This is a genomic window from Methylobacterium sp. BTF04, from assembly GCF_010692745.1.
Classification (GTDB): Bacteria; Pseudomonadota; Alphaproteobacteria; order Rhizobiales; family Beijerinckiaceae; genus Methylobacterium.
The window spans coordinates 18883-42301 of the sequence record NZ_JAAHTB010000038.1 but is presented as its reverse complement, the minus strand read 5'-3'; the positions used below and the strand labels follow the sequence as shown (position 1 = coordinate 42301).

20 protein-coding genes and 1 tRNA gene are annotated in these 23419 nt (G+C 68.6%); 9 read left to right on the top strand and 12 right to left on the bottom strand.

Annotated features, from left to right (window positions below; translation table 11 throughout):
- The first annotated feature begins 218 nt into the window (after nucleotides 1-218).
- Both G3T14_RS18735 and G3T14_RS18730 read left to right on the top strand, forming a co-directional pair.
- A complete protein-coding gene (locus G3T14_RS18735; RefSeq protein ID WP_163644061.1) occupies nucleotides 219-1334 on the top strand; it encodes an efflux RND transporter periplasmic adaptor subunit in 1116 nt (371 codons plus the stop codon).
- 68 nt (nucleotides 1335-1402) lie between these two features.
- On the top strand, nucleotides 1403-4516 hold the full coding sequence (locus tag G3T14_RS18730) for an efflux RND transporter permease subunit (protein WP_348645306.1): 3114 nt from the start codon (nucleotides 1403-1405) through the stop codon (nucleotides 4514-4516).
- Between the two features lie 237 nt (nucleotides 4517-4753).
- Here G3T14_RS18730 and G3T14_RS18725 read toward each other — a convergent pair.
- The 4 genes from G3T14_RS18725 to G3T14_RS18710 all read right to left on the bottom strand — a co-directional run bounded on the left by G3T14_RS18725 (nucleotide 4754) and on the right by G3T14_RS18710 (nucleotide 8981).
- Nucleotides 4754-4828, bottom strand: a tRNA-Val gene (locus G3T14_RS18725).
- 87 nt (nucleotides 4829-4915) lie between these two features.
- Nucleotides 4916-6652: an iron ABC transporter permease gene (locus G3T14_RS18720; protein WP_163644054.1), complete on the bottom strand. Its 1737-nt coding sequence runs from the start codon at nucleotides 6650-6652 to the stop codon at nucleotides 4916-4918.
- Between the two features lie 11 nt (nucleotides 6653-6663).
- Nucleotides 6664-7665 carry an extracellular solute-binding protein gene (locus G3T14_RS18715; protein ID WP_246733420.1) on the bottom strand — a complete coding sequence of 334 codons (1002 nt, stop codon included), beginning with the start codon at nucleotides 7663-7665 and terminating at the stop codon, nucleotides 6664-6666.
- Nucleotides 7666-7904: 239 nt separating this feature from the next.
- Nucleotides 7905-8981, bottom strand: coding sequence for an ABC transporter ATP-binding protein (locus tag G3T14_RS18710; protein WP_163644052.1), 1077 nt, complete (start codon nucleotides 8979-8981; stop codon nucleotides 7905-7907).
- A 116-nt stretch (nucleotides 8982-9097) separates the two neighbouring features.
- On the opposite strand from G3T14_RS18710, the gene G3T14_RS18705 reads away from it, so the two are divergent.
- Both G3T14_RS18705 and G3T14_RS18700 read left to right on the top strand, forming a co-directional pair.
- On the top strand, nucleotides 9098-11425 hold the full coding sequence (locus G3T14_RS18705; RefSeq protein WP_163644051.1) for a primosomal protein N': 2328 nt from the start codon (nucleotides 9098-9100) through the stop codon (nucleotides 11423-11425).
- Between the two features lie 54 nt (nucleotides 11426-11479).
- Complete coding sequence (locus G3T14_RS18700) at nucleotides 11480-11839, top strand: STAS/SEC14 domain-containing protein (protein ID WP_163644050.1); 360 nt, start codon at nucleotides 11480-11482, stop codon at nucleotides 11837-11839.
- 23 nt (nucleotides 11840-11862) lie between these two features.
- Here the strand turns inward: G3T14_RS18700 and G3T14_RS18695 are convergent, their stop codons facing one another.
- The 7 genes from G3T14_RS18695 to G3T14_RS18665 all read right to left on the bottom strand — a co-directional run bounded on the left by G3T14_RS18695 (nucleotide 11863) and on the right by G3T14_RS18665 (nucleotide 17003).
- Nucleotides 11863-12258, bottom strand: a complete 396-nt coding sequence (locus tag G3T14_RS18695; protein WP_163644049.1) for a hypothetical protein — start codon at nucleotides 12256-12258, stop codon at nucleotides 11863-11865.
- A 266-nt stretch (nucleotides 12259-12524) separates the two neighbouring features.
- Entirely contained in the window at nucleotides 12525-13526 is a 1002-nt protein-coding gene (locus G3T14_RS18690) for an asparaginase (protein WP_348645305.1), read from the bottom strand.
- A gap of 8 nt (nucleotides 13527-13534) precedes the next feature.
- Nucleotides 13535-13738, bottom strand: a complete 204-nt coding sequence (locus G3T14_RS18685; RefSeq protein ID WP_163644048.1) for a Trm112 family protein — start codon at nucleotides 13736-13738, stop codon at nucleotides 13535-13537.
- Between the two features lie 38 nt (nucleotides 13739-13776).
- Complete coding sequence (locus tag G3T14_RS18680) at nucleotides 13777-14445, bottom strand: LON peptidase substrate-binding domain-containing protein (protein WP_163644047.1); 669 nt, start codon at nucleotides 14443-14445, stop codon at nucleotides 13777-13779.
- A 28-nt stretch (nucleotides 14446-14473) separates the two neighbouring features.
- Complete coding sequence (gene trxA / locus G3T14_RS18675) at nucleotides 14474-15367, bottom strand: thioredoxin (protein WP_163644046.1); 894 nt, start codon at nucleotides 15365-15367, stop codon at nucleotides 14474-14476.
- A gap of 136 nt (nucleotides 15368-15503) precedes the next feature.
- Nucleotides 15504-16004 carry a hypothetical protein gene (locus tag G3T14_RS18670; protein WP_163644045.1) on the bottom strand — a complete coding sequence of 167 codons (501 nt, stop codon included), beginning with the start codon at nucleotides 16002-16004 and terminating at the stop codon, nucleotides 15504-15506.
- A 69-nt stretch (nucleotides 16005-16073) separates the two neighbouring features.
- Nucleotides 16074-17003: a hypothetical protein gene (locus G3T14_RS18665; protein WP_163644044.1), complete on the bottom strand. Its 930-nt coding sequence runs from the start codon at nucleotides 17001-17003 to the stop codon at nucleotides 16074-16076.
- A gap of 107 nt (nucleotides 17004-17110) precedes the next feature.
- Here G3T14_RS18665 and G3T14_RS18660 point away from each other — a divergent pair, with 107 nt between their 5' ends.
- From G3T14_RS18660 to G3T14_RS18640, 5 genes are all read left to right on the top strand, one after another.
- Complete coding sequence (locus G3T14_RS18660) at nucleotides 17111-17641, top strand: 2'-5' RNA ligase family protein (RefSeq protein WP_163644043.1); 531 nt, start codon at nucleotides 17111-17113, stop codon at nucleotides 17639-17641.
- A gap of 7 nt (nucleotides 17642-17648) precedes the next feature.
- Nucleotides 17649-18410, top strand: coding sequence for a phosphatase PAP2 family protein (locus G3T14_RS18655; protein ID WP_163644042.1), 762 nt, complete (start codon nucleotides 17649-17651; stop codon nucleotides 18408-18410).
- 115 nt (nucleotides 18411-18525) lie between these two features.
- Nucleotides 18526-18930: a PilZ domain-containing protein gene (locus tag G3T14_RS18650; protein ID WP_163644041.1), complete on the top strand. Its 405-nt coding sequence runs from the start codon at nucleotides 18526-18528 to the stop codon at nucleotides 18928-18930.
- A gap of 88 nt (nucleotides 18931-19018) precedes the next feature.
- Nucleotides 19019-20335 (top strand): Gfo/Idh/MocA family oxidoreductase, encoded by a 1317-nt coding sequence (locus G3T14_RS18645; protein ID WP_163644040.1) that lies wholly within the window; start codon nucleotides 19019-19021, stop codon nucleotides 20333-20335.
- A 69-nt stretch (nucleotides 20336-20404) separates the two neighbouring features.
- A complete protein-coding gene (locus G3T14_RS18640) occupies nucleotides 20405-21922 on the top strand; it encodes a carbohydrate porin (RefSeq protein ID WP_163644039.1) in 1518 nt (505 codons plus the stop codon).
- 25 nt (nucleotides 21923-21947) lie between these two features.
- Here G3T14_RS18640 and G3T14_RS18635 read toward each other — a convergent pair whose 3' ends face one another.
- Entirely contained in the window at nucleotides 21948-23381 is a 1434-nt protein-coding gene (locus tag G3T14_RS18635) for a TAXI family TRAP transporter solute-binding subunit (RefSeq protein WP_163644038.1), read from the bottom strand.
- Nucleotides 23382-23419: the final 38 nt, after the last annotated feature.

The following is a 23419-nucleotide window of genomic DNA, read 5'->3' as shown; positions in this document are numbered from 1 at the left end:
AAGCCTCCGCGTGAACCCCGAACGCGCGACTCAGCACAGACCGAAAACGCTCTAGCGAAGATCATCGCGTGAACGAACGTCCAGACGATGCCGCGCCCGCGCTGTTCCGCCGGTGTGGCTAAGTCCGACATCGCCGAACGCTCGGGTGGACCACGTCACGAAAGCCGGGCAGAAGTGGCAAGCCGCAGATGACACGCGGGCGCCAGAAAGGCTTTGCGATGCGAGGGCGGGCGATCCTGTCCGCCGGGTTCGTCCTCTGCATATGCGTGCTTTGCGTAGTCATGCTGACGGAAACCGGCGCCGGCCTCCGGGGGTGGGCTGGTCCCCTGATCGCGAATGTGCGTGATCGGGTCTCCGCCGCACCGCTGGTCACGGCTCAGCGAGCCGGTCCCAAGCAAGGCCAGGTGCCCGCCAGAACGGCGCTGGAAGGCGGCCGGGTGGTCGTGCGGTTGACCGACGCGGAACAGGCCCGGATCGGTGTCGAGACGGCGCGGCTCGTGCGGGGTCCCCACCGAATCGAGTCGCAGGCCTACGGCAGCGTCATCGACCTCGCCCGCGTCACGGATCTCACCAACAGCTATGCGGGCGCAGTGGCGGCGCTCCAGGCCGCCAAGGCCCGCGCCGAGGTCTCCGGCAGCGCCGCACGGCGAGCGAAGAGCCTGAGCACCGGGGTGGTGACCGCCGCACAGATCGAGCTCACCGAAGGCACCGCGATCACCGATCAGGCGGCGGTGACGGTGGCCGAGTCGCAGATTCGCACCCTGTCCGCCACCGCTCAGCAGGAATGGGGACCGGTGATCGGCAAAGCCATCGTCGCGCGCAGCCCCTTGGTGACGCGGCTCATCGAGCGGATCGACTTTTTGGTTCAGGTGACGCTGCCACCCGGCGAGACCCTGAAGGCACCGCCTGCCATCGCCTTCGCCGAGGTGCCGCCACAGAGCGAGCGCGTCCCCCTGCGCTACGTCTCGCCCGCGACGCGGACCGACCAGCGCGTCCAAGGGGTCAGCTACTTCTACACCGTCGCCGGCGATAGCGGCCTCCTGCCCGGCATGAGCGCCCTCGCCTTCCTGACCTCGGATCGCGAGACCACCGGGATCAGCGTGCCCGAAAGTGCGGTGGTGCATTGGCAGGGCGGTGCCTGGTTCTACCGCAGCGTCGGCGACGACGCCTTCGTGCGTCACCCGATCCGGAGCGATGCGCCGATCTCAGCCGACACCTCCATCGTCGACGACCTCGGTCCGGCGGCTGAGATCATCGTGACCGGGGCGCAGACGGTGCTCTCCGAGGAGCTGAGGGGACAGATTCAGGCCTCCGGAGAGGCGGACGACGATTGAGCACGCCCGATGAACGGCTCGCGCCCGGAGCGTCGCGGAGCGATGGTCCCGCCGTACCGCACGCCCGTGTGAGCTCAGGTTTGCAGGCAGGCCTCGTCGCCTTCGCCGTGCGGCGGCCCGGCATCGTCCTGGCCCTGGCCTTCGCGCTCGCCTTCTACGGCCTCGTCGCCCTCGGCGGCGCCAAGTACGACGTCTTCCCGGAATTCGCCCCACCCACCGTGACGGTGCAGACCGAGGCGCCCGGCCTCAACCCGGAGCAGGTCGAGGTGCTGGTCACCCAGGCGGTGGAGGTCGCTGTGGCCGGCCTGCCCGGGCTCGCCACCGTGCGTTCGAACTCGATCCAGGGGCTCTCGGTGATCACCGTGACCTTCGGGTCGGGCAGCGACATCTACCGGGTGCGCCAGTTGGTGAACGAGCGCCTGGCCTCCGTGGCGGGCCGGCTGCCTCAGGGTGTGCTGCAGCCGGCGATGACGGCGCTGACCTCCTCGACGAGTTCGGTGCTGCTGATCGGACTGACCTCGCCGACGCGCTCGCTCATGGATCTCCGCACGATCGCGGATTGGCGCGTGCGCCTGCGCCTGCTCGCCGCCCCCGGCGTCGGCGAGGTGCTGGTCTATGGCGGCGACGTGCGCTCGATCCGCATCCAGGTCCGGCCGCAGGATCTCTTCCGCTTCCGCGTCGGTCTCAACGACGTGCTCGCCGCCGGACGCAAGGCGACGGGCGTGCGCGGGGCGGGCTTCGTCGACACCATCAACCAGCGCATCACCCTCCAGACCGAGGGGCAATCCCTCACCCCCGAGGCGATCGCCCGCACCGTCCTGATCAACGAGGGCGGGGCCAGTGTGGTGCTCGGTGACGTCGCCGACGTGGCGGCCGAACCGGAGCCGGCGATCAGCGCGGCGCTCGTCGACGGCAAGCCGGGGGTGCTGCTGATGGTCGGCGCCCAGTACGGCGCCAATACCCTCGACGTCACCGCCAGGGTCGACGCGGCCCTGGCCGAGCTGCGCCCCGGCCTCGAACGCGACGATATCGTCCTGCGCTCCGATCTGTTCCGGCCGGCGAATTTCGTGACGCAAGCCACCAGCAACGTGGTCCAGGCCCTGGCGCTCGGCGGCGTCCTCGTGGTGGTCGTCCTGTTCGTCTTCCTGTTCGACTGGCGGACGGCTTTGATCAGCGTCACGGCGATTCCGCTCTCGCTGATCGGGGCGGTGCTCGTGCTCGGTGCCTTCGGCCAGAGCCTCAACACGATGACGCTCGGCGGTCTGGCCATCGCCATCGGCGAGGTGGTCGACGACGCGGTGATCGGCGTCGAGAACGTGATGCGCCGGCTGCGCGACAACCGCCGTGCGGGCTCTCCGGTGGCCGGAGCGCGGGTGGTGCTGGACGCCATCCTGGAGGTGCGCGTCTCGATCGCCTACGCCACCTTCGCGGTGCTGCTCGTCTTCCTGCCGGTGCTCGCGCTGACCGGCGTGCCCGGCCGCCTGTTCGGGCCTCTGGCGCTTGCCTACATCCTTGCGGTGCTGACGTCGCTTGCCGTCGCCCTGACGGTGACGCCGGCGCTCGCCCGCCTGCTGCTCGCCGATCGCAAGACCCTGCCGCTCGCCGATCCGCCGGTGACCCGCGCCGCGCGGCGGGTCTATGTCCGCCTGCTCGGGCGGATCGATCGGTACCCGCGCCTCGTCCTCGTCGCCTGCCTCGCCGTGACGCTCCTGAGCGCCGCGCTGGTGCCGCTGCTGGGTGGGACCTTCCTGCCGGATCTCAAGGAAGGCCACCTCATCCTGCACATGACCACGGCGCCCGGCACCGGTTTGCGGGAGACGCTGCGGCTCGGCGAGCGCGTCACGGCGGGCCTGAAGGCCGTGCCCGGGGTGCGCGCCGTGGCCCAGCAGGTCGGCCGTGCCGAGGCCGGCTACGATCTCGGCGGCACGCAGGACAGCGAGATCCACATCGATCTCGCCGCGGATCTCGACGGCGCGGCGCAGGAGCGGGCCGAGGCCGGCATCCGGGCGCTGATGCTGGCGACGCCCGGCGCGAGCTTCTCCTTGAAGACCTTCCTGACCGAGCGCATCGAAGAGGTCGTCTCGGGCTTCACCGCGCCGGTGGTGGTCAGCGTCTACGGCGCGGATCTCGACACCATCGAGGCGACCGCCCGCGACGTGGCACGGGAACTCGCCGAGGTGCGCGGCGCCGCGGACGTGCAGCTCAAATCTCCCCCGGGCCTGCCGCAGATCAACGTGAGCCTGCGCCCGAACGACCTGCGCCATTGGGGGCTCGATGCCATCGAGGTGCTGGAGATCGTGCGCACGGCCTATCAGGGCGACACCGTCGGCCAGGCCTATGAGGGCAACGCCGTCTTCAACGTCGTGGTGGTGCTCGATTCCGCCACGCGCACGCGGTTGTCGACGCTCGGCGATCTGCCGTTGCGCACGCCGGGTGGCACCTACATCCGCCTCGCGCACGTGGCGGATGTGTACGAGACTTCAGGCCGCTACTCGGTCGGCCATTTCGGCGCCCAGCGCGTCCGGGTGGTGACGGCCAACGTCCAGGGGCGCGACGTCGCCTCGTTCACCGATGCCGTGAAGCGCAAGATCGCCCGGGAGGTGAAGCTGCCGTCCGGCGTCTACATCGGTATCGACGGTGCGGCCGAGGCGCAGGCCATGGCGAGGCGCGACCTGGTTCTGTACGCCGGGCTCGCCGGGCTCGGGATCGTCCTGCTGCTGGTCATCGTGACGGGATCGCTGACCAACCTCGCCCTGGTTCTCGTCAACATGCCGTTCGCGTTCGTCGGCGGCGTTCTGGCGGTGGCCACCACCAGCGCCGTAATTTCGCTCGGCTCGATCATCGGCTTCGTGACGCTGTTCGGCATCTCCCTGCGCAACACCATCATGATGATCGCGCATTACGAGCACCTCGTGCTCGTGGAGGGCCGGACCTGGGATGCCGCCGTGGCCGTCGAGGGCGCCGCTGACCGCCTCGTGCCGATCCTGATGACCTCCCTGGTCACGGGGTTCGGGCTTTTGCCCCTGGCGCTGGGCGCGGGCGAACCCGGCCGCGAGATCGAGGGGCCGATGGCGCAGGTCATCCTCGGAGGCCTCATCACCTCGACGATCCTCAACCTGGCCGTGCTGCCCATGCTGGCACGCCGCTTCGCCCGGTTCCGGGTGCAGGACGCGGTATTCTGATCGTAGCCGAGGCTGTCTCTCTGGCGACGAGGGACCCCGGCCGACGCGAAGCCCGTTCCTTGACTGTACGGGCGCTGCCGGATCGTCGCGAAAAGCCTGCCTCGCGCAGGTCGACCGTGCGATCGATGGAGCGATAGCGGTTGGAAAATAGGCCACGGTTTCAGCCGCCCTGCGCCAGCGAGCCGTGACTTCGACAGATCGGAAAAACCGTTGCGATGAGGCTGTTTGCGTGCGGTATGGTGGGCGGTACAGGGATTGAACCTGTGACCTTCCCCGTGTGAAGGGGACGCTCTACCGCTGAGCCAACCGCCCATGCCATCGCTGGTTCGAGGCGATGACGCGCTCGATCCGAGGGCCTTCTAGGGCGGCCGATATGGGTGCGTCAAGGGTGTGGCCGGCTCAAGATTCCCGCCGGTTTGCGCGCCCATCCGCGTGCGGCGCACCGAGGCGTAGCAGGATCGCCACCGGAATCAGACCGACGGCGACGATGAGGAGGGCGGCGATCGTGCCGTCCTCATAGGTGCCGCGCGCGGCCTCACCGTAGAGATGGGTCGCGAGCGTCTCGACATTGAGCGGGCGCAACAACAGCGTCGCCGGCAACTCCTTGACGCAATCGACGAAGACGAGGAGCGCACCGCTCAGCGCGGCCGGCCAGGTCAGCGGGAGCTGGACATGCCGAAGCGTCGCGGTCGGGCCGCGTCCGAGCATCCGGGCAGCATCGGGCAGACTGGGCGGCACCCGGGCGAGTCCCGCCTCGCAGGTGCCGACGCTCACCGCGAGGAAGCGGATGAGGTAGGCGATGACGAGGGCGCTGCCGGTGCCGAGGCCGATGAGGGCAGGGGCGCTTCCGAGCGTCGCCTGCAACGCCGCCGAGACGGCCGTATCGGCCAGCGCCAGCGGGCCGAGCAGGCCGATCGCCAGGATCGCACCGGGCAGCGCGTAGCCGAGGCTCGCCACCCGGATCAGGGCCGGCCCGAACCGCTCCGAGACGAGGCGGGGCGCGCAGGCCACGAGGACGCCCAACAGCGCCGCGATCGCCGTCGCGAGGCCCGCATACAGGAGGGTATTGCCGATCTCGGGCAGGATGGTCTCGGGAAAGCCGGTTCGGGCGATCCGGGTGGCGGCGGCCTGCGCGAGGTAGCTGGCCGGGATCAGGAAGCCGATGGCGACGGGCACCAGCCCAAGTGCCATGGCTCCCGCAGGCGCCCAACCGCGCAGGGGCGTACGCGCCATGGCCCGGCTGCGTTGCGCGGTGCCGGCAAAACCGCGGCCGCGCCGGGCCCGGCGCTCGACCGCCACCAAAGCCGCCACCGCCACAAGCATGACCAAGGCGATCTGCGCGGCACCGGCCAGATCCGAGCGGTTGACCCAGGTGGCATAGACCTGGACCGTCAGGGTCCGCACTCCGAGAAATTCCGCCGCGCCGATATCGTTGAGGGCCTCCATCAGGGCGAGACTCGCCCCGAGCGCGATGGCCGGGCGCGCCATTGGCAGGGCGACGCGCAGGAAGACCGAAGCGGGTGAGCGCCCGAGCATGCGCGCCGCCTCGACGAGGTTGGCCGCCTGCATCAGGAACAGCGCCCGCGTCGGCAGGTAGACATAGGGATAGAGCACGAAGCCGAGGAGCAGGATGCAGCCCGGCAGGGAGCGGAGGTCCGGCAGGACGAGATCGCGCGGCCGAGCGTAGCCGAGGACCCCGCGAAGCGCCGTCTGCACCGGTCCGATCGGATGCATCAGGTCGAGATAGGCGTACGCCACGATGTAGGTCGGTACCGCCATCGGCAGCAGGAGGCCGGCCTCGAGCCAACGCCGGCCCGGAAATTCATAGGCGGTGACGAGCCACGCCGCCCCCGCCCCGAGGCCGACCACCAGGAGGCCGACGCCGGCCAGCAGCAGGGCTGTCTCGCGCATCGCCTGGGGCAGGACATGGGCGAGGAGATGCGGCCACAGCTCTCCCGAGCCCTGCGCCGCCGCGATCACCAGCGACACCACCGGGCTCAGGACCAGGAGGGCGAGCGCCAGCGCCCCGAATCCCCAAGCGAAGGAGGCCCGTCGGGCGCGCCGGCTGGACTGGCCGGCGGCGGGCGCGGCGCCGTGCGGCGTGTCGGCCGCAATCGCGGCAGAGGCCCCGGACATGGGCGGTGCGATCAGTTGTCGAAGCCGACCTTGTCGAGGAGCAGGCTCGCCGCCTTGCGGCTGCGGGCGATGTCGGCGAGCGGCACCGGATCGATGACGAGGGGGCCGAGCGCCGTCAGCAGCGGATCCACGGGCGCGCCGGCCTTGACCGGGTATTCGTAATCCGCCTTCGCATAGAGCCCCTGTGCGGCGTCGGAGACGAGGTATTCGAGGAGCTTGACCGCTTCCTCGCGGTTGGGCGCGTTCTTGGCGACCACGGCGCCCGAGACGTTGACGTGGGTGCCGCCACCCTGGAACGTCGGCATCGCCACCGTGATGGCATCGCCCCATTTCTGCTGGTCGGGGCCGCCCCGGCCCGATCGCATCAGGCCGACATAGTAGGAGTTGCCCAATCCGATCTCGCAGGTGCCGGCGAGGATGTCACGGGCGACGTCGCGGTCGCCGCCGGCGGGCTTGCGGGCGAGGTTGGCCTTCAGGCCGGTGAGCCACGCCTCGGTCTTCTCGGGGCCGTGCTTGACCAGGTGATGCGCGATCAGCGCCGTGTTGTAGGGGTGCTGACCGGAGCGCAGGCACAGCTTGCCCTTCCATTTCGGGTCGGCGAGCTCTTCATACGCGATGGACTTCTGCGGCATCGTCTTGTCGGCATAGACCACGCGGGCGCGCATCGAGAGCGCGAACCAGCGCCCGTCCGCATCGCGCAACGGGGCCGGGATCGCCGCTTCGAGGATCGTCGAGCGCACTGGCTGCGCGAGGCCGCGGTCGACGAGGTCGATGAGATTGCCGATATCGACGGTCATCAGCACGTCGGCCTGGGCGCGGGCACCTTCCGCCGCGACGCGCTCGGCCAGGCCCTTCTCGACGAAGACCGTGTTGACGGTGACGCCGCTCTTGGCCGTATAGGCGTCGAGAAGCGGCTTGATCAGGCCCGGCTCGCGGGTGGTGTAGAGGTTCACTTCCGCCGCCGTGGCGGCCCCCAGCGGTACGATCGCCAGCAGGCTCGCCAGCCCAAACATCTCCACCCGACCGATCATCAAGACACTCCCTGCATTGCACGGTGTCTTTCGGATGCATCGCGGCAGAAAAGCAAGTGGAAACACTTTTGTTTAGAGCATTTATAAAGTACTGGCTCGTCTGTCCGAGCGAACGATGTTTGTCATTGTCCTGATAATAAGGACTATTTGTCTCAGATCGGCGCGGGATTAAAACGGGCCGGACGCTTTCGGGGCCCGGATCCGACCCGGCATTCGCCAGATCAATCCGCCGCGGCGTCGAAAACGAAGCTGCCCGTATCCGACAGCGACAGATGCACCGTGTCGCCCGGCGCATGCGTGTCGGAACAGGGCACAGCGAGGGCGACGGGTACGTCGAGGCTGTCCACTGCGATCTCCAGAATGGCGCTGGCGCCGAGGAAGGTGCGGTCGACGATTCGCCCCGGCAGGCCCTCGCCGGGCGGTGCCAGGCTGATGGCGTCCGGCCGCAGGCAGGCGAGGACCGTGGTCCCCTCCGCAAAACCGGGAGCGGGGATGGGGCCGAATGGCGTTGCCACCCTGCCGTCCCGGCAATGCCCGGCGATCTCGATGAGCGCGCCGAAGAACCGGGCGGCAAAGCGCGAGACCGGGCGCTGGTAGAGATCCTCGCCCGAGCCGGTCTGGACGATGCGGCCGATCCGCATCAGGGCGATGCGGTCGGCCAGCATCATCGCTTCCTCGGGATCGTGGGTGACGAGGAGCGTTGTCGTCGCCGTCGCCCGCAGCACCGACAGGGTGTCGGCGCGCACCCGGTCGCGGGTGCGCCGGTCGAGGTTCGAGAACGGCTCGTCGAGGAGGAGAATGCGCGGCCCCGGCGCCAGAGCGCGCGCCAGCGCCACCCGCTGGCTCTCGCCGCCCGACAGGGTGCCGGGATAATCGCCCGCGCGGTCTGCGAGCCCGACCTGCTCCAGCCGGGCGGTGGCGACGTCCTTCGCCTGCGCGCGCGATTGCCCATGGAGGCCGAAGCGCACGTTCTCGGCCACCGTCAGGTGCGGGAACAGGGCGTAATCCTGGAACATCAGCCCGACCCCGCGGGCCTCCGGCGGTACGGCCTCCCGGCCACCGCTCACCACCGTGCCATCGAGGCGGATCTCGCCGGCATCCGGGCGCTCAAGGCCGGCGATGGCGCGCAGGAGCGTGCTCTTGCCGCAGCCGGAATCGCCGAGCAGCGCGATGATCTCACCGGCGCGTACCTGGAGCGAGACCGCATCGAGGGCCCGTGTCGCCCCAAAGCGCAGGGAGACTTCGTGAAGTTCGAGGCGCGGGGTCGCGTCGGCGGATCGGGTCTCGGAGCGGATCATGGGAGGTCTTCAAGTCCGACTGTCGGAGAAGGGCATCAGGCGGCGTGCGTTCGCCCGGTCGCGCAACGGCTCCTTCATGCTTATATTCCGGGTATGTTCCAGGCCAAACCCTACCGATGCCCAGCGTCGCCGAGATCCTGATCCCGCTCGCGCTCGACAGCGCCTACAGCTACGCGGTGCCCGCCGGGCTGACCCTGGCGGTCGGCGACGTGGTGCAGATTCCGCTCGGGCCGCGCGAGACCGTGGGTGTGGTCTGGGGGGTGCGCGAGAGCCCATCGGGTACGAACCTGCGCCCGGTGACGGGGCGGCTCGGGGTGCCGCCGCTCTCCGGCCCGTTGCGGGAACTCGTCGACTGGCTCGCCCGCTACACCCTGGCGCCGAAGGGCTCGGCCTTGGCCATGACCCTGCGGCTGCCCGACGAGGCGGCCCAGGCCGAGACCGTGCGGATCGGCGTGCGCGCCTCGGGCAAGGCGCCCACCCGTCCGACGCCCGCCCGCCTGAAGGTGCTGGCGGTGGCCGAAGATGGCGCCCTGCGTGGCAAGAGCGCGCTCGCCAAGGAGGCCGGGGTCTCGCTCAGCGTCGTCGACGGGCTGATCGACGACGGCGCGCTGGAGGCCACGGCGCTCGCCCCCGAGCCGGTCGCCCTGCCGCCCGATCCAGACCATGCCCGCGTGCCCCTGTCGGAGGCGCAAGCCGGGGCCGTGCGCGACCTGATCGCGATGATGAATCCGGCCGCTGCCGCCGCGTGTCCTGCGGATGCGGTGGATGAGTCCGGCGGAGGGCAACGCCCCGGGAAGGCCGGGCTCGGGAGTCCTCTGCTAGAGGGAGACCAACAGGGTGAGGCGGGAGCCGAGACGCCCGGCAAACTCATCACCGGCGCCGGCGACGCGTCCCCACGCGCGCCCACCATCCTGCTCGAAGGCGTCACCGGCTCCGGGAAGACCGAGGTGTATTTCGAGGCCGTGGCCGATTGCGTCCGGCGCGGATGCCAGGCGTTGATCCTGATGCCGGAAATCGCGCTGACGGCGCAGTTTCTCGATCGGTTCGCCGAGCGCTTCGGCGTGCGCCCCGCCACCTGGCATTCCGGTATCGGAGCCAAGCGCCGCGAGCGCATCCGTGCCGGGGTCGCGGCGGGAGAGATCGCGGTGGTGGTCGGCGCCCGCTCGGCCCTGTTCCTGCCGTTCGCGCGACTCGGCCTCATCGTCGTCGATGAGGAGCACGAGGCCGCCTACAAGCAGGAGGACGGGGTGCATTACCACGCGCGCGACATGGCGGTGGTGCGTGGGCGGATCGAGAACTGCCCGGTGGTCTTGGCCTCCGCCACCCCGTCCATCGAGACCCGGGTGAACGCGGAGCGCGGGCGCTACCGTCGCCTCGTCCTGCCCGAACGCTTCGGCGGCCGGCGGCTGCCGGACATCGCCGCCATCGACATGCGCGTTGATAAGCCCGAGCGCGGCAGCTTCATCGCGCCGAGCCTGATCGCTGCCGTGCGCGAGACCGTGGCGGCGGGCGATCAGGCTTTGCTGTTTCTCAACCGCCGGGGCTACGCGCCGCTGACCCTGTGCCGGGCCTGCGGCCACCGTTACCAGTGCCGCAACTGCTCGACCTGGCTGGTGGAGCACCGCTTCCGCCGGGCCCTGGTCTGCCACCAATGCGGTTATGCCGAGCGTCGCCCGGAATCCTGCTCGGAATGCGGCACCTTCGACAACCTCACGCCCTGTGGACCCGGCGTCGAGCGCATCGCCGAGGAGGTGACGGCGCTGTTTCCGGACAAGCGCATCATCGTCTTGTCGAGCGACTTTCCCGGCGGGGCCGAGCGCCTGCGCGCCGAACTCCAGAGCGTGGCCGATGGAGACTGCGACATCGTCATCGGCACCCAGTTGGTGGCCAAGGGCCACAACTTCCCGCACCTGACGCTGGTCGGCGTGCTCGATGCCGATATCGGCCTGACCTCGGGCGACCCGCGCGCGGCCGAACGGACCTTCCAGCTCCTGCAGCAGGTCACCGGCCGGGCCGGACGCGGCGAGAAGCCCGGTCGCGCGCTGGTCCAGACCTTCCAGCCCGACCACCCGGTAATCGCAGCCCTGCTGTCGGGCGACGTCGAGCGGTTCTACGACGAGGAGATCGCCGCGCGCGAAGCCGCCGGCCTGCCGCCGTTCGGACGGCTGGCGGCCCTCATCGTCTCGGCCAACGACCGCGACGTAGCGGAAGCGCACGGGCAGGCGCTGGCACGGGCCGCCGACCCTCCGGACGGGGTGATGGTGCTGGGACCGGCCGAAGCGCCGCTGGCGCTTATCCGCGGCCGCTACCGGTTTCGTATCCTGGTGAAGACGGAGCGGAGCGTAGACCTGCAGACGTATCTGCGCGATTGGATCGCGCGTGGGCCGAAGGTTCGCGGCAACGTGAAGGTCGCCATCGACGTCGACCCGCAAAGTTTCCTATAACACCAGCCCGACGTTCGCTTGGTGCGTTCGGGCTTAAGCCGAGGAGTACTGCACGTGCTGACCTACACCAAGAAGCCGGAATCGAACGTCGCCGAGATCGTCGTCGATGGGCAGATCACCGATCAGGACATGAACACCGTCATCGCGGCGATGCAGGCCGACCTCGACAAGGGGGCCAAGCTCAAGCTCCTCGAGGACGTGCGCGAGTTCAAGGGCATGGAGCCGGCCGCCTTCTTCAAGGACGTCCGCTTCGGCCTCGCGATGATGAAGGGCGTCAGCCATGTCGCCCTGGTCACCGACGCGTCGTGGCTGCGCATGGTCGCCGACACCTTCGGCAAGGTCTCGCCCGCCAAGATCAAGACCTTCGACCGTGCGCATATCGAAGAGGCGCGCACCTGGCTCGCCACGGCCTGAGGCCGAGAGAGCCGGCTCGAAACCTACTCCGCTTGGGCGGTCCGCGTCGTCTGACGCCGGGCCGTCCAGCGCCCCGAGCACAACGAAGACACCTTCCAGGTACCGCCGCCGGTCTGTGCCTGGAGCCGGCCGGACGCCGCGCCCGTGGCCGAGCCGTTGGACACGCTGAGACCCACGGTGCCGTCCGGGCCGACGCGGCCCGTCATCGTCGCGCTCGCCGCGGCGGAGACGAGGCGCACCTGCCCTTCCTGCACCGAGACCGAATAGCTGTACCGGCTATCGCAGACCATGCCGCTCTCGGTCACCAGTTCCACCGACCAGGCACCATTGAAATTGCCGCCATCGCGGGCGGTCGCCGGCAGCATCGCGAGCGAGGACAGTCCGGCACTCAGGGCCAGCGTCACGGCGATTTTCGACATGCATCATCCTTCGGCAATACGCTCGGCAGAACCCCGGCCGCGTACGGCACGAAGACATCCCCAGCAGACGATCGAGTGTGAAGGCCAACAGGATACGTGCCGAAGCGGCAGGATTATGACGCGCTTCACTATTTCAGAATGAACATTATCGCCGAACCAAGCTGAACAGTCGGTGACTGGAGCAAGCTCGGCGTTTCGATGCGTTGTTCGCGCGGTTTCTTTGAGGGCTGGACGCTGTGCTGGCGGAAGCCGATTGCGGGGAGCTGCTATCGGTCGAAATACGCCTGCAACGCCGCCCGGTCGCGGGTGATCGGCAGCGCCAGAAGAGCGAGCACCCGAGCCTTGTCCGGCGAGAGATCGTCGGCGAAGACCGCCCCGGCGTCGCGCAAGGTCTTGCCACCGCCCTTGAAGCCGTAGACGGGCAGCGCGCGGCCATTGGCGAGCTGGCTCGCGACGATCACCACGACGCCTTTGGCGATGGCCTCGGCGACCGCGTCGTGCAGGGCATCGTTGACGTTGCCGAAGCCATAGGCGCTGACCACGATCGCGTCGGCGCCGTCATCCACCGCATGGCGCAGCTGGGCGCCATCGGCGCCGGCATACATCGCGACCACATCGATGCGCGGCATTGCGGCGGGGATCGGCAGCGTCTGGCGCCGAAGGGACTTGCGGGCGAACACCACCCGGTCCTCGTCCACGGTACCGAGGAAACCGGCATCCCCGGAGTTGAAGGTCTCGACGTTGTTGGTGTGGGTCTTCCGGACTTCGCGGGCGGCGTTGATGTTGTGGTTGAGCGTCACCGTAACGCCCATGTCGTGCGCGCCGGGCGCCAGGATCTGACGCACTGCGTTGAGGAGGTTGCGGCCGCCATCGCCATCGGGATCGGACGCATTGCGCTGCGCCCCGATGACCACCACGGGCTTGTCGCCGATGAGCGTCAGGTCGAGGAAAAACGCGGTCTGGTCGAGGGTGTCGGTGCCGTGCAGGACGACAACCCCAGCGATATCGTCGTGAGCGAGAAGTTCTTCGACGGTCCGGGTCAGGGCCGGCCACAGTGCCGGCCCCATATAGGTGCTCGGCAAGTTGGCGAACTCGGTCACCGTCAATGTGGCCAGGCGCGTCAGACCGGGCACCGCCGCAACGAGATCCGCGCCGGACAGCGCCGGCACCGGCGCCCCCGTCACAGGATCGTTCTTCATGGCGATGGTGCCACCGGTGGCGACGATGGCGACGCGCGGAAGGGTGGCAGCCGAGAGGTTCGTCGACACGGCGTCGCTCAGTCGATTGGCCGGGCCTCTTCCGGCAGCATGATCGGGATCCCGTCGCGGATCGGATAGGCGAGCTTGGCCGACCGGCTGATCAGCTCCTGGCGGACGGCATCGTATTCGAGCGTCGTCTTGGTCAGCGGGCAGACGAGAAGTTCGAGCAGCTTGGGGTCGACGCGGGTCGCCTCGACCGGGCTCTGGGATTCAGCGGCCATGTCTCGTGTTTCCTCGAAGGCGGTGTGGTGATCGACGATCACTGAAGCGTCGGTTCGGAGCCCGACCCGCGCACCAACTCCATTTCGGTCACCGCGATCAAGACCTCCGCCCGCGTCTTGAGGTCGGCGGCCTCCAGCATCGCCTGCTTTTCGCGCGCGCCGAACGGACTCATCATGCACAGGGCATTCACCAGCGCCTCGTTGGGCGCCTCCTCGATGCCGGCCCAGTCCACCTTGAGGTCGTTGACCTCGACGAAGTCCTTCAGCGCCTTGAGCACACCATCGCGATCCACGGCCTCCTCGCCGGCGCGCGGCTCGAAATCCACCGCGAACCCGTCATAGGACACCTGGCAGCGCCGGTAGCGGGTGGTCACGGCGAGCTCGCTCTCGACCCGGAACCGGCTGATGCCGGTGAGCGAGACGAGGTAGCGGCCGTCGCCGGTCTCGGCGAACTGGGTGATCCGCCCGGCGCAGCCGACCCGGAACAGCCTCGGCGTCATCGGCGAGGATCCCGCCTCGACGTCCGGCTGGATCATGCCGATGATCCGGTCGGTGCGCAGCGCATCGTCGATCATCGCCAAGTAGCGTGGCTCGAAGATGTTGAGCGGCATCTGCCCGCGCGGCAGAAGCAGCGCACCGGGCAGGGGGAAGACCGGGATGACCCCGGGGCAGTCGGCCGGTCCCTTGTAGCCGGTATGCGTGCTCATCGCGTCGTCCCGCCGTTGGTGTGGCGCATCATGCGAAGACCAGCGTCGAAAGACGCCGCCGGCCGCGGATGGAGGCCTTGTCCATCAGGCCCCAGGCCTCGAAGAACGTGAGCAGCTGCTTGCGTGCGGCGCCCTCGTTCCATGTCTTGTCGTGCCGCTCGATCTCGATGAGCTGGTCCACTGCCTCGTCCCGCTTGTTGAGCCCGGCAAGGCCGAGCGCGAGATCGAAACGGGCCTGGAAATCGGATGGATCGGCCTCGATCCGGGTCTGGAACTCGCCGAGATCGCCGAGTTCGGCGGCCTTTTCGGCGAGTTCGATCGCAGCCCGCATGCCGGCCAATGCCGGGTCGGCGGCCTTGTCGGCGGGAGCCATGGCGAGAAACTGCTTGGCATTCTCGATCTCGCCGAGGTCGAGCTGGATCTTGGCGAGCGCCACGATGGCGATGAGGTTCTCGGGCTCCTCGGCGAGCACCGCCGCATAGAGCTGCGCCGCGCCGGCCGTATCGCCAACGCCGAGCAATGCATCGGCTTCCGACAACGCCTCATCGATCGGCGACGGGCCGGCCGGTCCGCCGAGGCGCTCGATGAATTCCTTGATCTGCGCCTCCGGCACGGCACCCATGAAGCCGTCCACCGGCTGGCCCTTGTCGAAGGCAATGACGGCCGGGATCGACTGGATCCCAAGCTGACCAGCGATGGACGGATGCTCGTCGATGTTCATCTTGACCAGCTTCACCGCGCCGGCCGACGCCTGCACGGCCTTCTGCAGCAGCGGTGCGAGCTGTTTGCATGGGCCGCACCAGGGCGCCCAGAAATCGACCAGCACGGGCTGCTGCATCGACTCGGCGACGACGTCCTCACGGAAACTGGCCGTCGTCACGTCCTTGATCGGGTCGCCGGGAGAGGGCGCGTCGTTGAGCATAAAGTCCTCAGGGCGTCGGTAATTCTGTTAAAGACGAAGTCGGGTTTGTCCACGACGGCGCCTTCCGTCAATAGATGGGTACGCCCTCAGTCCCGACCAGACCGGGGCGCATCCTATTCGGCTGTAGCCGGTCGGTTCACTTGCCCGGTGCGCTCGCGTCTGGCTTGGTCTCGGCGCCCGCGGCCGGCTTGGCGTCGGTGACGAAGGTCGCCTCATAGCGGCCCTTGGCGGCATTGGCCTCACAGGCGATGGCGGTCTTTCCCGGCTGCGGCGACGTGAAGGTGCAGGAGCCGACGGCGACCAGGGGGCCCTGTACCACACCATCCTTCGTCTTCTCGCTCGGGATCACCAGGTTGATCGGCTGCAGCGGGTCGGTGTCATCGGTGCGCTCCTGTTGCGCGCCGTTTCCGCTAAAGCTCAAGGAGCGTCCGTCACCGGTGGTGAAGTCGAAGCTCGTGCGGCTCCGCGAGACCGTGTTCATGAGCGTGCCCTTGCAGCTGCCGCTCAGATCCTGGCCAGCGATCACCAGCTTCTCGCAACGGCCCTCGAGCTTGACCGCAGTCTGTGCCAGGGCCGGTTCGGCGAAAAGAAGCGTGGCAACGCCGAGGGCGAGGCGTGTGGTCGAGAAATGCGTCATGCCGCCAGATGTATGGTGCCATCCCGATCTGTCGAGAGGGTGCGCGCACGGAACCGCGTCCGCCGACCCTCAGGTGTGGTCACGGAGGTCCGACGGCATCACGGCCTTCTGGTAGGCCTCCACGTCGAACGTATCGTCGGGCACGCGAGTGAGAAAGCGCTCGGCCATCTCGAACAGCAGCAGGTCCGGCTTCACCGAGGCCACGTAGGCCCAGTCGATGCTCGACGACCAGACGAAGTGCACCTCGCGGAACGTCTCGGCCAGCAGGCCGGTGAGCATGATCGGCGCGAAATGGGCATAGGAATCGCCGAACAGGATCACCGTGCGCGGATCGGCGCCGGGCGTCTCGTTGCGATAGCGGACATGGGCGCCGACGTGGAGATCCCCCGCCCGGCCGGCATCCTCGTAAGCGGTGACGAGCGGTCCGGCATAGACGCGCTTGGCATCCCGATCGATCGCCGCGTGGCTCGCGGTCTCTTCCGGTGGGTTGGGCAGCTTCTCGCCGAGATCGCGAATCCGCGTCGTTTCGAAGCGAATACGCTCGCCGATATCGGCCGGCGGGACAGCCCCGCAGGCATGCAGCAGCACGCGGTAGGCCAGAAGACAGCCGTCGTAGTTCCAGTGGGTGTCGGTGCGATAATAGAGCGGCACCGGGCCATCCCGCCCGGCACGCATCGGCCCCAGGAGATCGACGAAAGCCGGGTTGTCGCGCAGGCGCCGGGCAAGGTCGCGGGCCGGTGACCGTCGCGGATCGAAATGCAGATCGTCGGTGCGGTCGTCATAGACCGAGAGCTTCTCCGGCACGAGGGTGTGGAGATAGCGGATCCCAAGCTCTCGTGCCTTGGCGGTGCGCGCCTCGACCAGCTTCGTCCAGGCTCGCAGGCGCCACCAGCGTCCGAGCGTGAGGCGATACTGCGTGAGAACACCGTTCGTGCCCCCGATCAGGAAGAGCCAGCCGTCCCGACCCACATGAACGATGTCCCGATGTTTGCGCCGCATCGCGGTTCTCTAGACCATTTTTTTCGGCCGGGTCGAATCGGAGCAGGACACGCGCGCGCGGTTCGGCTGGACCCGGCGTGGTCCCTGCGCCATGTGATCGGACGACCATGACAGACCACATCGCCACCGCCGACCCACTGATCCTCACGCTTGGGATGGATGCGGAGACGTTCGCGCATTTCGATGCGCTGCGCCGCCGCTACTTCCCGGAGACGCTCAACCGCATTCCGGCGCACGCGACCCTGTTCCATCACCTGCCCGGGCTCGACGAGGTCGGCATCATCGAGACGGTGGCGGCGTTGGCGCGGGTGGAGGCCGATGCCGAGGTCGCGGTGACGGGCCTGCGCTTCACCGGCCGGGGCGTCGCCTACGTGCTCGAATCGGACGCGCTTTCGGCCTTTCGCGCGCGGCTTGCGGGGCGCTTCGCGGACAGCCTCACGGCCCAGGATCGCCAGGGCTGGCGTCCGCACGTGACGGTGCAGAACAAGGTCGCTCCCGACGTCGCCCGCAGGCTCCATGCCGATCTGGAGCGGGATTTCGTTCCGTTCCGCTTCACCGCACCGGGGCTGGTGCTCTGGCGCTATCTTGGCGGCCCCTGGGAGCGCCGGGCCGCTTTCGCCTTCGGAGAGAACCGGTGATCACGCCATGAAGGCCTTGCCCTCCACCTATCGCAACAACGTCCTGGTTTCCCGCGCCAACGATCTAAGACTGCGGCTGCGGCTCAACGAAGTCGGCCCGGTCATCGCGCTGCTGGCGGTGAGCCTGCTCGGATACGGTTTCTTCGCGCTGGCCGACGAGGTGGGGGAGGGGTCCACCGCCGCCCTCGACCGCAAGATCCTGCTCGCCCTGCGCAATCCGGCCGACCTGTCCGACCCGATCGGGCCGCGCTGGCTCGAGGAGACGATGCGGGACATCACCGGGCTGGGGAGCGTCTTCACCATCGTGTTCGTGACGGTGGCGGCTGTGGCCTATCTCGCCATGACCGGGCGACGCCGGATCGCGGCCTTCGTGGTCGCGGCCATCGGCGGCGGCGAGATCGCCTCGACGATCCTCAAGCTGTTCTATCATCGTCCGAGGCCGGACCTCGTGCCGCATGGGATGGAGGTGTTCACCGCGAGCTTCCCGAGCGGCCACGCGATGATGTCGGCCATTGCCTATCTGACGCTGGCGGCTCTCGTCGCCCGGGTCGACCGGCAACGCGGCGTCAAGATCCTGGTGATGGTCGTCGGCGTCTCGATGACGCTGCTGGTGGGGATCAGTCGGATCTATCTCGGGGTCCATTGGCCGAGCGACGTGCTGGCCGGCTGGTGCGTCGGCGCGGCCTGGGCGGCCTTATGCTGGTTCGTCGCCCTGCAACTGCAGCGCCGGGGCGAGGTCGAGACGCCGAAGGCTTTTACGGAATCCTGACCGCGGCGATCCGCCGAGGTTTTAACCTTAACGAAAGGTTGCGATCCGCTGGCCGAAGCCTTTCGGCGCGAGTTGTGGTTACAATCAGATACAACTCGCGAGGGGCGGCCGCAGCATGCAACGAATGATCTTCGAGCGTCGCGATGCCACCCGTGAACGCAGCCTTCTCGGCGCGTCCATCTCGACCGCTCCGAATGCCTCGACCACCGAATGCCTGGTCCGCGACATCGGGCCGGGTGGTGCCCGCATCATGGTCAGCGACGCAGTGCCCCTGCCCGAGATGTTCGACCTCACCCTCCATGCACGCCGGGAGGTTCGGCGCTCCCGCCTGATCTGGCGCCGCAGTGATGCGGTGGGCGTCGCGTTCGTTCAGCCGCGCCCGGCCGCGGTTCCTGTTCCCCTCGAACTGATGCGTGAGCTGCGCGCCGCGCGGGCGGAGACCGCTGCCTTGCGCCTGCGACTGGCCGACCTTCAGGAAAAGAGTGATCGGCAGCGCGAGCCCGCGGGGACGCACCCCTGACGCCGGGTCGACCGGCGACCCCGCCCGGAACCCGTTCTCGCGGGCTGGCGTTCCCGACCGCCCCCATCCGACACGCATAGCGAGCTTCATGACCGACGATCGTCCCCTGTCCCGGCGAAATCTCCTGCAAGCAGGAGGCGCGACCCTGACAGGCGTTGCGCTCGCCGCCGGCACCCGCGCCGCCGGCGCGCAGGGTTCCGTTCCGGGGCCCGCCGTGCCGGCCGATACCGGGGCGGTCCAGGGCGGGCGGGTGATGTTCCCGAATTGGCGTGGCGCCGGAGACCGTGCGCCGCCGCCGCCCCCGGCGCCGATGCCGCCGGGCAAACGCGTGGGCTTCGCCATCGTCGGGCTCGGGCGCCTGAGCCTGGAAGAGATCCTGCCGGCGTTCGGTGAAGCCAAGAAGGCGCGCGTCGTCGCCCTCATGTCGGGCAGTCCCGACAAGGCCCACCTCGTCGCCGAGCAATACGGTATCGCCGCCGAGGCCGTGTACGGCTACGGCGATTGGGACAAGCTCGCGCAGAACCCGCAGGTCCAGGCGGTCTACATCGTGACCCCGAACGGCCTCCATCGGGAGAACGTTCTGGCGGCCGCAAAGGCCGGCAAGCACGTGCTGTGCGAGAAGCCGATGGCGAATTCCTCGGCCGAGGCCCGCGAGATGGTGGCCGTCTGTGCCGCCGCTGGCCTCAAACTGATGATCGCCTATCGCTGCCAGTACGAGCCCTACAACCGCGAGGTTGTGCGGCTGGCCCGCTCGGGCGAGTTCGGCAAGCCGCGCCTGATCCAGGCGTTCAATGGCCAGACCACGGGGCTCCCCCAGCAATGGCGCCTGAAGAAAGCGCTGTCGGGTGGCGGTGCCTTGCCGGATATCGGCCTGTACTGCCTCAACGGCGTACGCGCGCTGACCGGGGAGGAGCCGGTCCAGGTCCAGGCGCAGATCCACTCGCCGCAGGGCGATCCGAAATTCGCCGAGGTCGAGGAGACCGTGGCGTTCACCCTGCGGTTTCCCTCCGGCATCATCGCCCAATGCACCAGCAGCTATGGGGTACACGAGTCGCGCCGGCTCCAGCTCCACACCGAGCGGGCCGACATCGATCTTCAGAACGCTTTCGCCTATCGCGGCCAGCGCCTCGTGGTCTCGCATCCCGATGGGGCGGTGGAATCGCAGGATAGCCGCGTCCTCGGGGCCAAGAATCAGTTCGCCCTGGAGATCGACCACATGGCCCGCTGCATCCTGGAGAACCGCCGCCCGCGCACACCGGGCGAGGAGGGTCTGCAGGATCAGGTCCTGATGGAGGCGATCTACGAATCCGCCCGCACCGGCGCCCCGGTCACCGTCGGTCCGCCGGCCGGATCGGGCTCCGGCCTCGACGTCACGCGCGGACCCGAGCTCGACGAGGCCGGCTGATCCGAGACGTTGCGGTGCCGTCATGAGGCCGCGTTAGGGTGAAGCCCGTCGGGCAGGCCGTGCTCCGGCATGGCCCCGGCGGATCACGTGCAACCCTTGCGGCACTTCTTCGTATTCGGCCTTGCCGTCGCGCTCGGCATTGCCCCAGCCTGGGCACAGGGCTCGGCGGAGGAGGCAGCCCGCATCGCGGCCGAGGGAATCGCCATCGGTTCGCCGAGGGGTGCCGGCGGCGATCCGCAGACCTCGGTGGCCCAGTCCGTGACCTCGTCGCGGCCGTCGGCGAATCTCGATACCTCGATCCAGGATCAGCTCGGCCCGTACGGTGATCCGTTCGGATTCCGTGCCTTTCTGAAGACGCGCGGCATCGTCTACAGCCTGACCTATATCGGCGAGACCCTCGGCAACGTCACCGGCGGCACCCGGCGCGGGGCGATCTACGAAGGACTGCTCGATCTCGAGGTCGACGTGGATCTCGGGGCTCTGATCGGTTGGAGAGGGGCCGCCCTCCACACCAACCTGTTTCAGATCCACGGCACCGGTCTGTCGCGTGGGTACGTCGACAACCTCCTGACCATCAGCGGAATCGAGGCGCTGCCGTCGTCGCGGCTCTACGAACTCTGGTTCGAGCAGAAACTGTTCGACGACCAGTTCGGCATCAAGATCGGCCAATTGGCGGCGGATACCGAGTTCGCCGTCACCCAGACCGGCACGGTGTTCGTCAATTCGACCTTCGGCTGGCACAACAACATGGCGGTGGTGATCCCGAGCGGAGGCCCGATCTATCCCCTCGCTGTGCCGGGCGTGCGGGCGAAATACGTGCCCAACGCCAACCTCTCGCTCCAGGTCGGTGTGTTCGACGGCGATCCGGCCGGGGGCACCCGCCGCGACACCGATGCAGACCCGCAACGGCGCAACCGGCGCGGCACCAATTTCCGCACCGACGATCCCGCTCTGGTGATCGCGGAAGCGGCCTATGCCTACAACATCGAGAAGGGCAGTGCCGGCGAGGCCGGAACGGTGACGCTCGGCGGCTGGTACCATTTCGGACGCTTCGACAGCCTGCGCGTCGACGGGTCCGGCATCGCGCTCGCCGATCCTGCGAGCAGCGGCATCGCACGGCGCTTTCGCGGCCAGGGTGGCCTCTACGGCATCATCGACCAGACCATCTATCGCGAGCCCGATGACCCGAACGACGGTGCCAGCGTGTTCCTGCGCGTGTCCGGATCGCCCGCCGACCGCAGCCTGATCGACCTCTATCTCGACGCCGGCATCGCCTACAAGGGACTGCTCCCCGGCCGCTCCGACGACACCGTCGGCATCGCCTTCGCCCTGTCGCGCCTCTCGGGCGCGGCCCGCGGCTTCGATACCGACACGATCCTCGCCACCGGCAGTCCCGGTCCTCGGCGGAGTAGCGAAGCGGTGCTGGAGGCGACCTATCAGGCGGTGCTCGGCCCTGGCGTCACGGTGCAGCCGGACGTGCAATACGTCTTTCGTCCGAGCGGCGGCATCGCCAATCCACGCGACACCAACGGCGCGCGCATCCGCAATGCGGCGATCTTCGGCCTGCGGGCGACGATCCGCTACTGAAGGCCCAGTTCTGAAAAGGTGGCGGTCACTCGGCGGCGGGATTGTGGAGCGAGAGCAGCCGCGCCGTGCGCGAGCGGGCCGCCTTGCGCGAATCGCCGATCTCCGCTTTGCCGAGCAGGCTCCGACGCGCATCGTTGATCGCCGCATGGACCGCGTCGATCGCCAGGATGAGCGCGCTCACCGTGCGGTTGTCGATGTTGCGCTCGCGCGCATGCTGCACCACGTCGGCCACGAGGTCGTCGGTTTCCTGAACCAGGGTGTCGATATCCGCCATGGTGCGGGCGGCGCGCACCTCGCGCAGGATATCGAGCAGCCGGTCGAGCACCACGTCGATGCGCTCGCGGCGCTTGCGCGCGAGACGCTGACCGAGCCAGGCGATGCCCGAGCCCACGGTGCCGCCGAAGAACGCCAGCAGATAGACGTAATCCTCGTACCGTTCGAACAGCGTCTGCTGCTCGCGCTCGAAATAGTCCACCGCGCCGGGATGGTTCGGCAGGCGGGCGCTGGTGGCCGCCACCGTGCTGTCGAAGTCGGGCGCCTTCATCAGGTTGGCGATGGGGGCCTGCGGCGCCAGCTTCGAGCGCCACTCGAACAGATGCTGCGTCACCGAGGCGACGGTGTAGCGGCTGATGCTGCCGCGCGCCATCAGGCGGTAGGAGGCACCCACGGTCTTCACGTCCTCGTCCGGCCGCTTGGGGCGCCCGCCGAAGGTGCCGGCCGGGATCGTCACCGACTGGAGTTCGGGCATCCGCTGGATGATCGCCTCGCCGTCGGGCACGTCGACGAAGGTGATCTTCTTCTCGGCCGAGGCCATCTCGACGGCACGCACGGTGGAGATCGCCGATTTCGAGGCCGGAGCGGCGATGACCGCCACGGCATCGACGCGGCCTTCGGTGATCGCGTTCGTCACCTCGGACGGTTTCAGCGGGATGAGGGCGACGCGCCCAGGACCCAGCACTTTGTCGGGGCCAGCCTCGCCTGCAGTGTCTGCGGTGAAATCGTAGAAGGCCAGGAGGTTGGTGACGAATGGGATGTCGGCGCCATGCCGCTCCACCACGCCGAGACGCTTTCGCGACAGGTCCGGGAAGCTCTCGATACCGGCCGATTCCGGGGCCGTAATGAGCAGCGCCTCGTCATGCAGGATCGCCAACGTCAGGCCATTCTCCGGAAGCAGCACGTCGGGGCGTACCACCGCGATGTCGGCCTGGTTCTTCTGGAGCGCCTCGGCGCTGTCCCGTACGTCGTCGTAGGTCACGATCTTGAGGCGGACATCTTCGCGCCCGCGGGACAGGGCCTGCGCGTAGGTTTGGAGCAGAGTGGCCTCGGCGCCGTCGCGCGGGCCCACCGCCACGGTCAGCGTCGTCGGACGCGACAGGTAGACTACCCCGGCCGCGACCGCCGCAAACCCCAGGGCCAGCAGGACGAGGAGCCACTCGCGTCTCAGGAGGAATGCCGGCATGACATGCTCGAGCCCTCTTCCAAGATGTTCACCCTGTT

What these genes read in the sequence shown, in the direction of transcription:
- G3T14_RS18735 (WP_163644061.1), top strand. Translation starts at nt 219, where the DNA reads ATGCGAGGGCGGGCGATCCTGTCCGCCGGGTTCGTCCTCTGCATATGC.
- G3T14_RS18720 (WP_163644054.1), bottom strand. Translation starts at nt 6,652, where the DNA reads ATGTCCGGGGCCTCTGCCGCGATTGCGGCCGACACGCCGCACGGCGCC.
- G3T14_RS18715 (WP_246733420.1), bottom strand. Translation starts at nt 7,665, where the DNA reads ATGTTTGGGCTGGCGAGCCTGCTGGCGATCGTACCGCTGGGGGCCGCC.
- G3T14_RS18710 (WP_163644052.1), bottom strand. Translation starts at nt 8,981, where the DNA reads ATGATCCGCTCCGAGACCCGATCCGCCGACGCGACCCCGCGCCTCGAA.
- G3T14_RS18705 (WP_163644051.1), top strand. Translation starts at nt 9,098, where the DNA reads ATGCCCAGCGTCGCCGAGATCCTGATCCCGCTCGCGCTCGACAGCGCC.
- G3T14_RS18695 (WP_163644049.1), bottom strand. Translation starts at nt 12,258, where the DNA reads ATGTCGAAAATCGCCGTGACGCTGGCCCTGAGTGCCGGACTGTCCTCG.
- G3T14_RS18685 (WP_163644048.1), bottom strand. Translation starts at nt 13,738, where the DNA reads ATGGCCGCTGAATCCCAGAGCCCGGTCGAGGCGACCCGCGTCGACCCC.
- G3T14_RS18680 (WP_163644047.1), bottom strand. Translation starts at nt 14,445, where the DNA reads ATGAGCACGCATACCGGCTACAAGGGACCGGCCGACTGCCCCGGGGTC.
- trxA (WP_163644046.1), bottom strand. Translation starts at nt 15,367, where the DNA reads ATGCTCAACGACGCGCCCTCTCCCGGCGACCCGATCAAGGACGTGACG.
- G3T14_RS18670 (WP_163644045.1), bottom strand. Translation starts at nt 16,004, where the DNA reads ATGACGCATTTCTCGACCACACGCCTCGCCCTCGGCGTTGCCACGCTT.
- G3T14_RS18665 (WP_163644044.1), bottom strand. Translation starts at nt 17,003, where the DNA reads ATGCGGCGCAAACATCGGGACATCGTTCATGTGGGTCGGGACGGCTGG.
- G3T14_RS18660 (WP_163644043.1), top strand. Translation starts at nt 17,111, where the DNA reads ATGACAGACCACATCGCCACCGCCGACCCACTGATCCTCACGCTTGGG.
- G3T14_RS18655 (WP_163644042.1), top strand. Translation starts at nt 17,649, where the DNA reads ATGAAGGCCTTGCCCTCCACCTATCGCAACAACGTCCTGGTTTCCCGC.
- G3T14_RS18650 (WP_163644041.1), top strand. Translation starts at nt 18,526, where the DNA reads ATGCAACGAATGATCTTCGAGCGTCGCGATGCCACCCGTGAACGCAGC.
- G3T14_RS18645 (WP_163644040.1), top strand. Translation starts at nt 19,019, where the DNA reads ATGACCGACGATCGTCCCCTGTCCCGGCGAAATCTCCTGCAAGCAGGA.
- G3T14_RS18640 (WP_163644039.1), top strand. Translation starts at nt 20,405, where the DNA reads ATGGCCCCGGCGGATCACGTGCAACCCTTGCGGCACTTCTTCGTATTC.
- G3T14_RS18635 (WP_163644038.1), bottom strand. Translation starts at nt 23,381, where the DNA reads ATGCCGGCATTCCTCCTGAGACGCGAGTGGCTCCTCGTCCTGCTGGCC.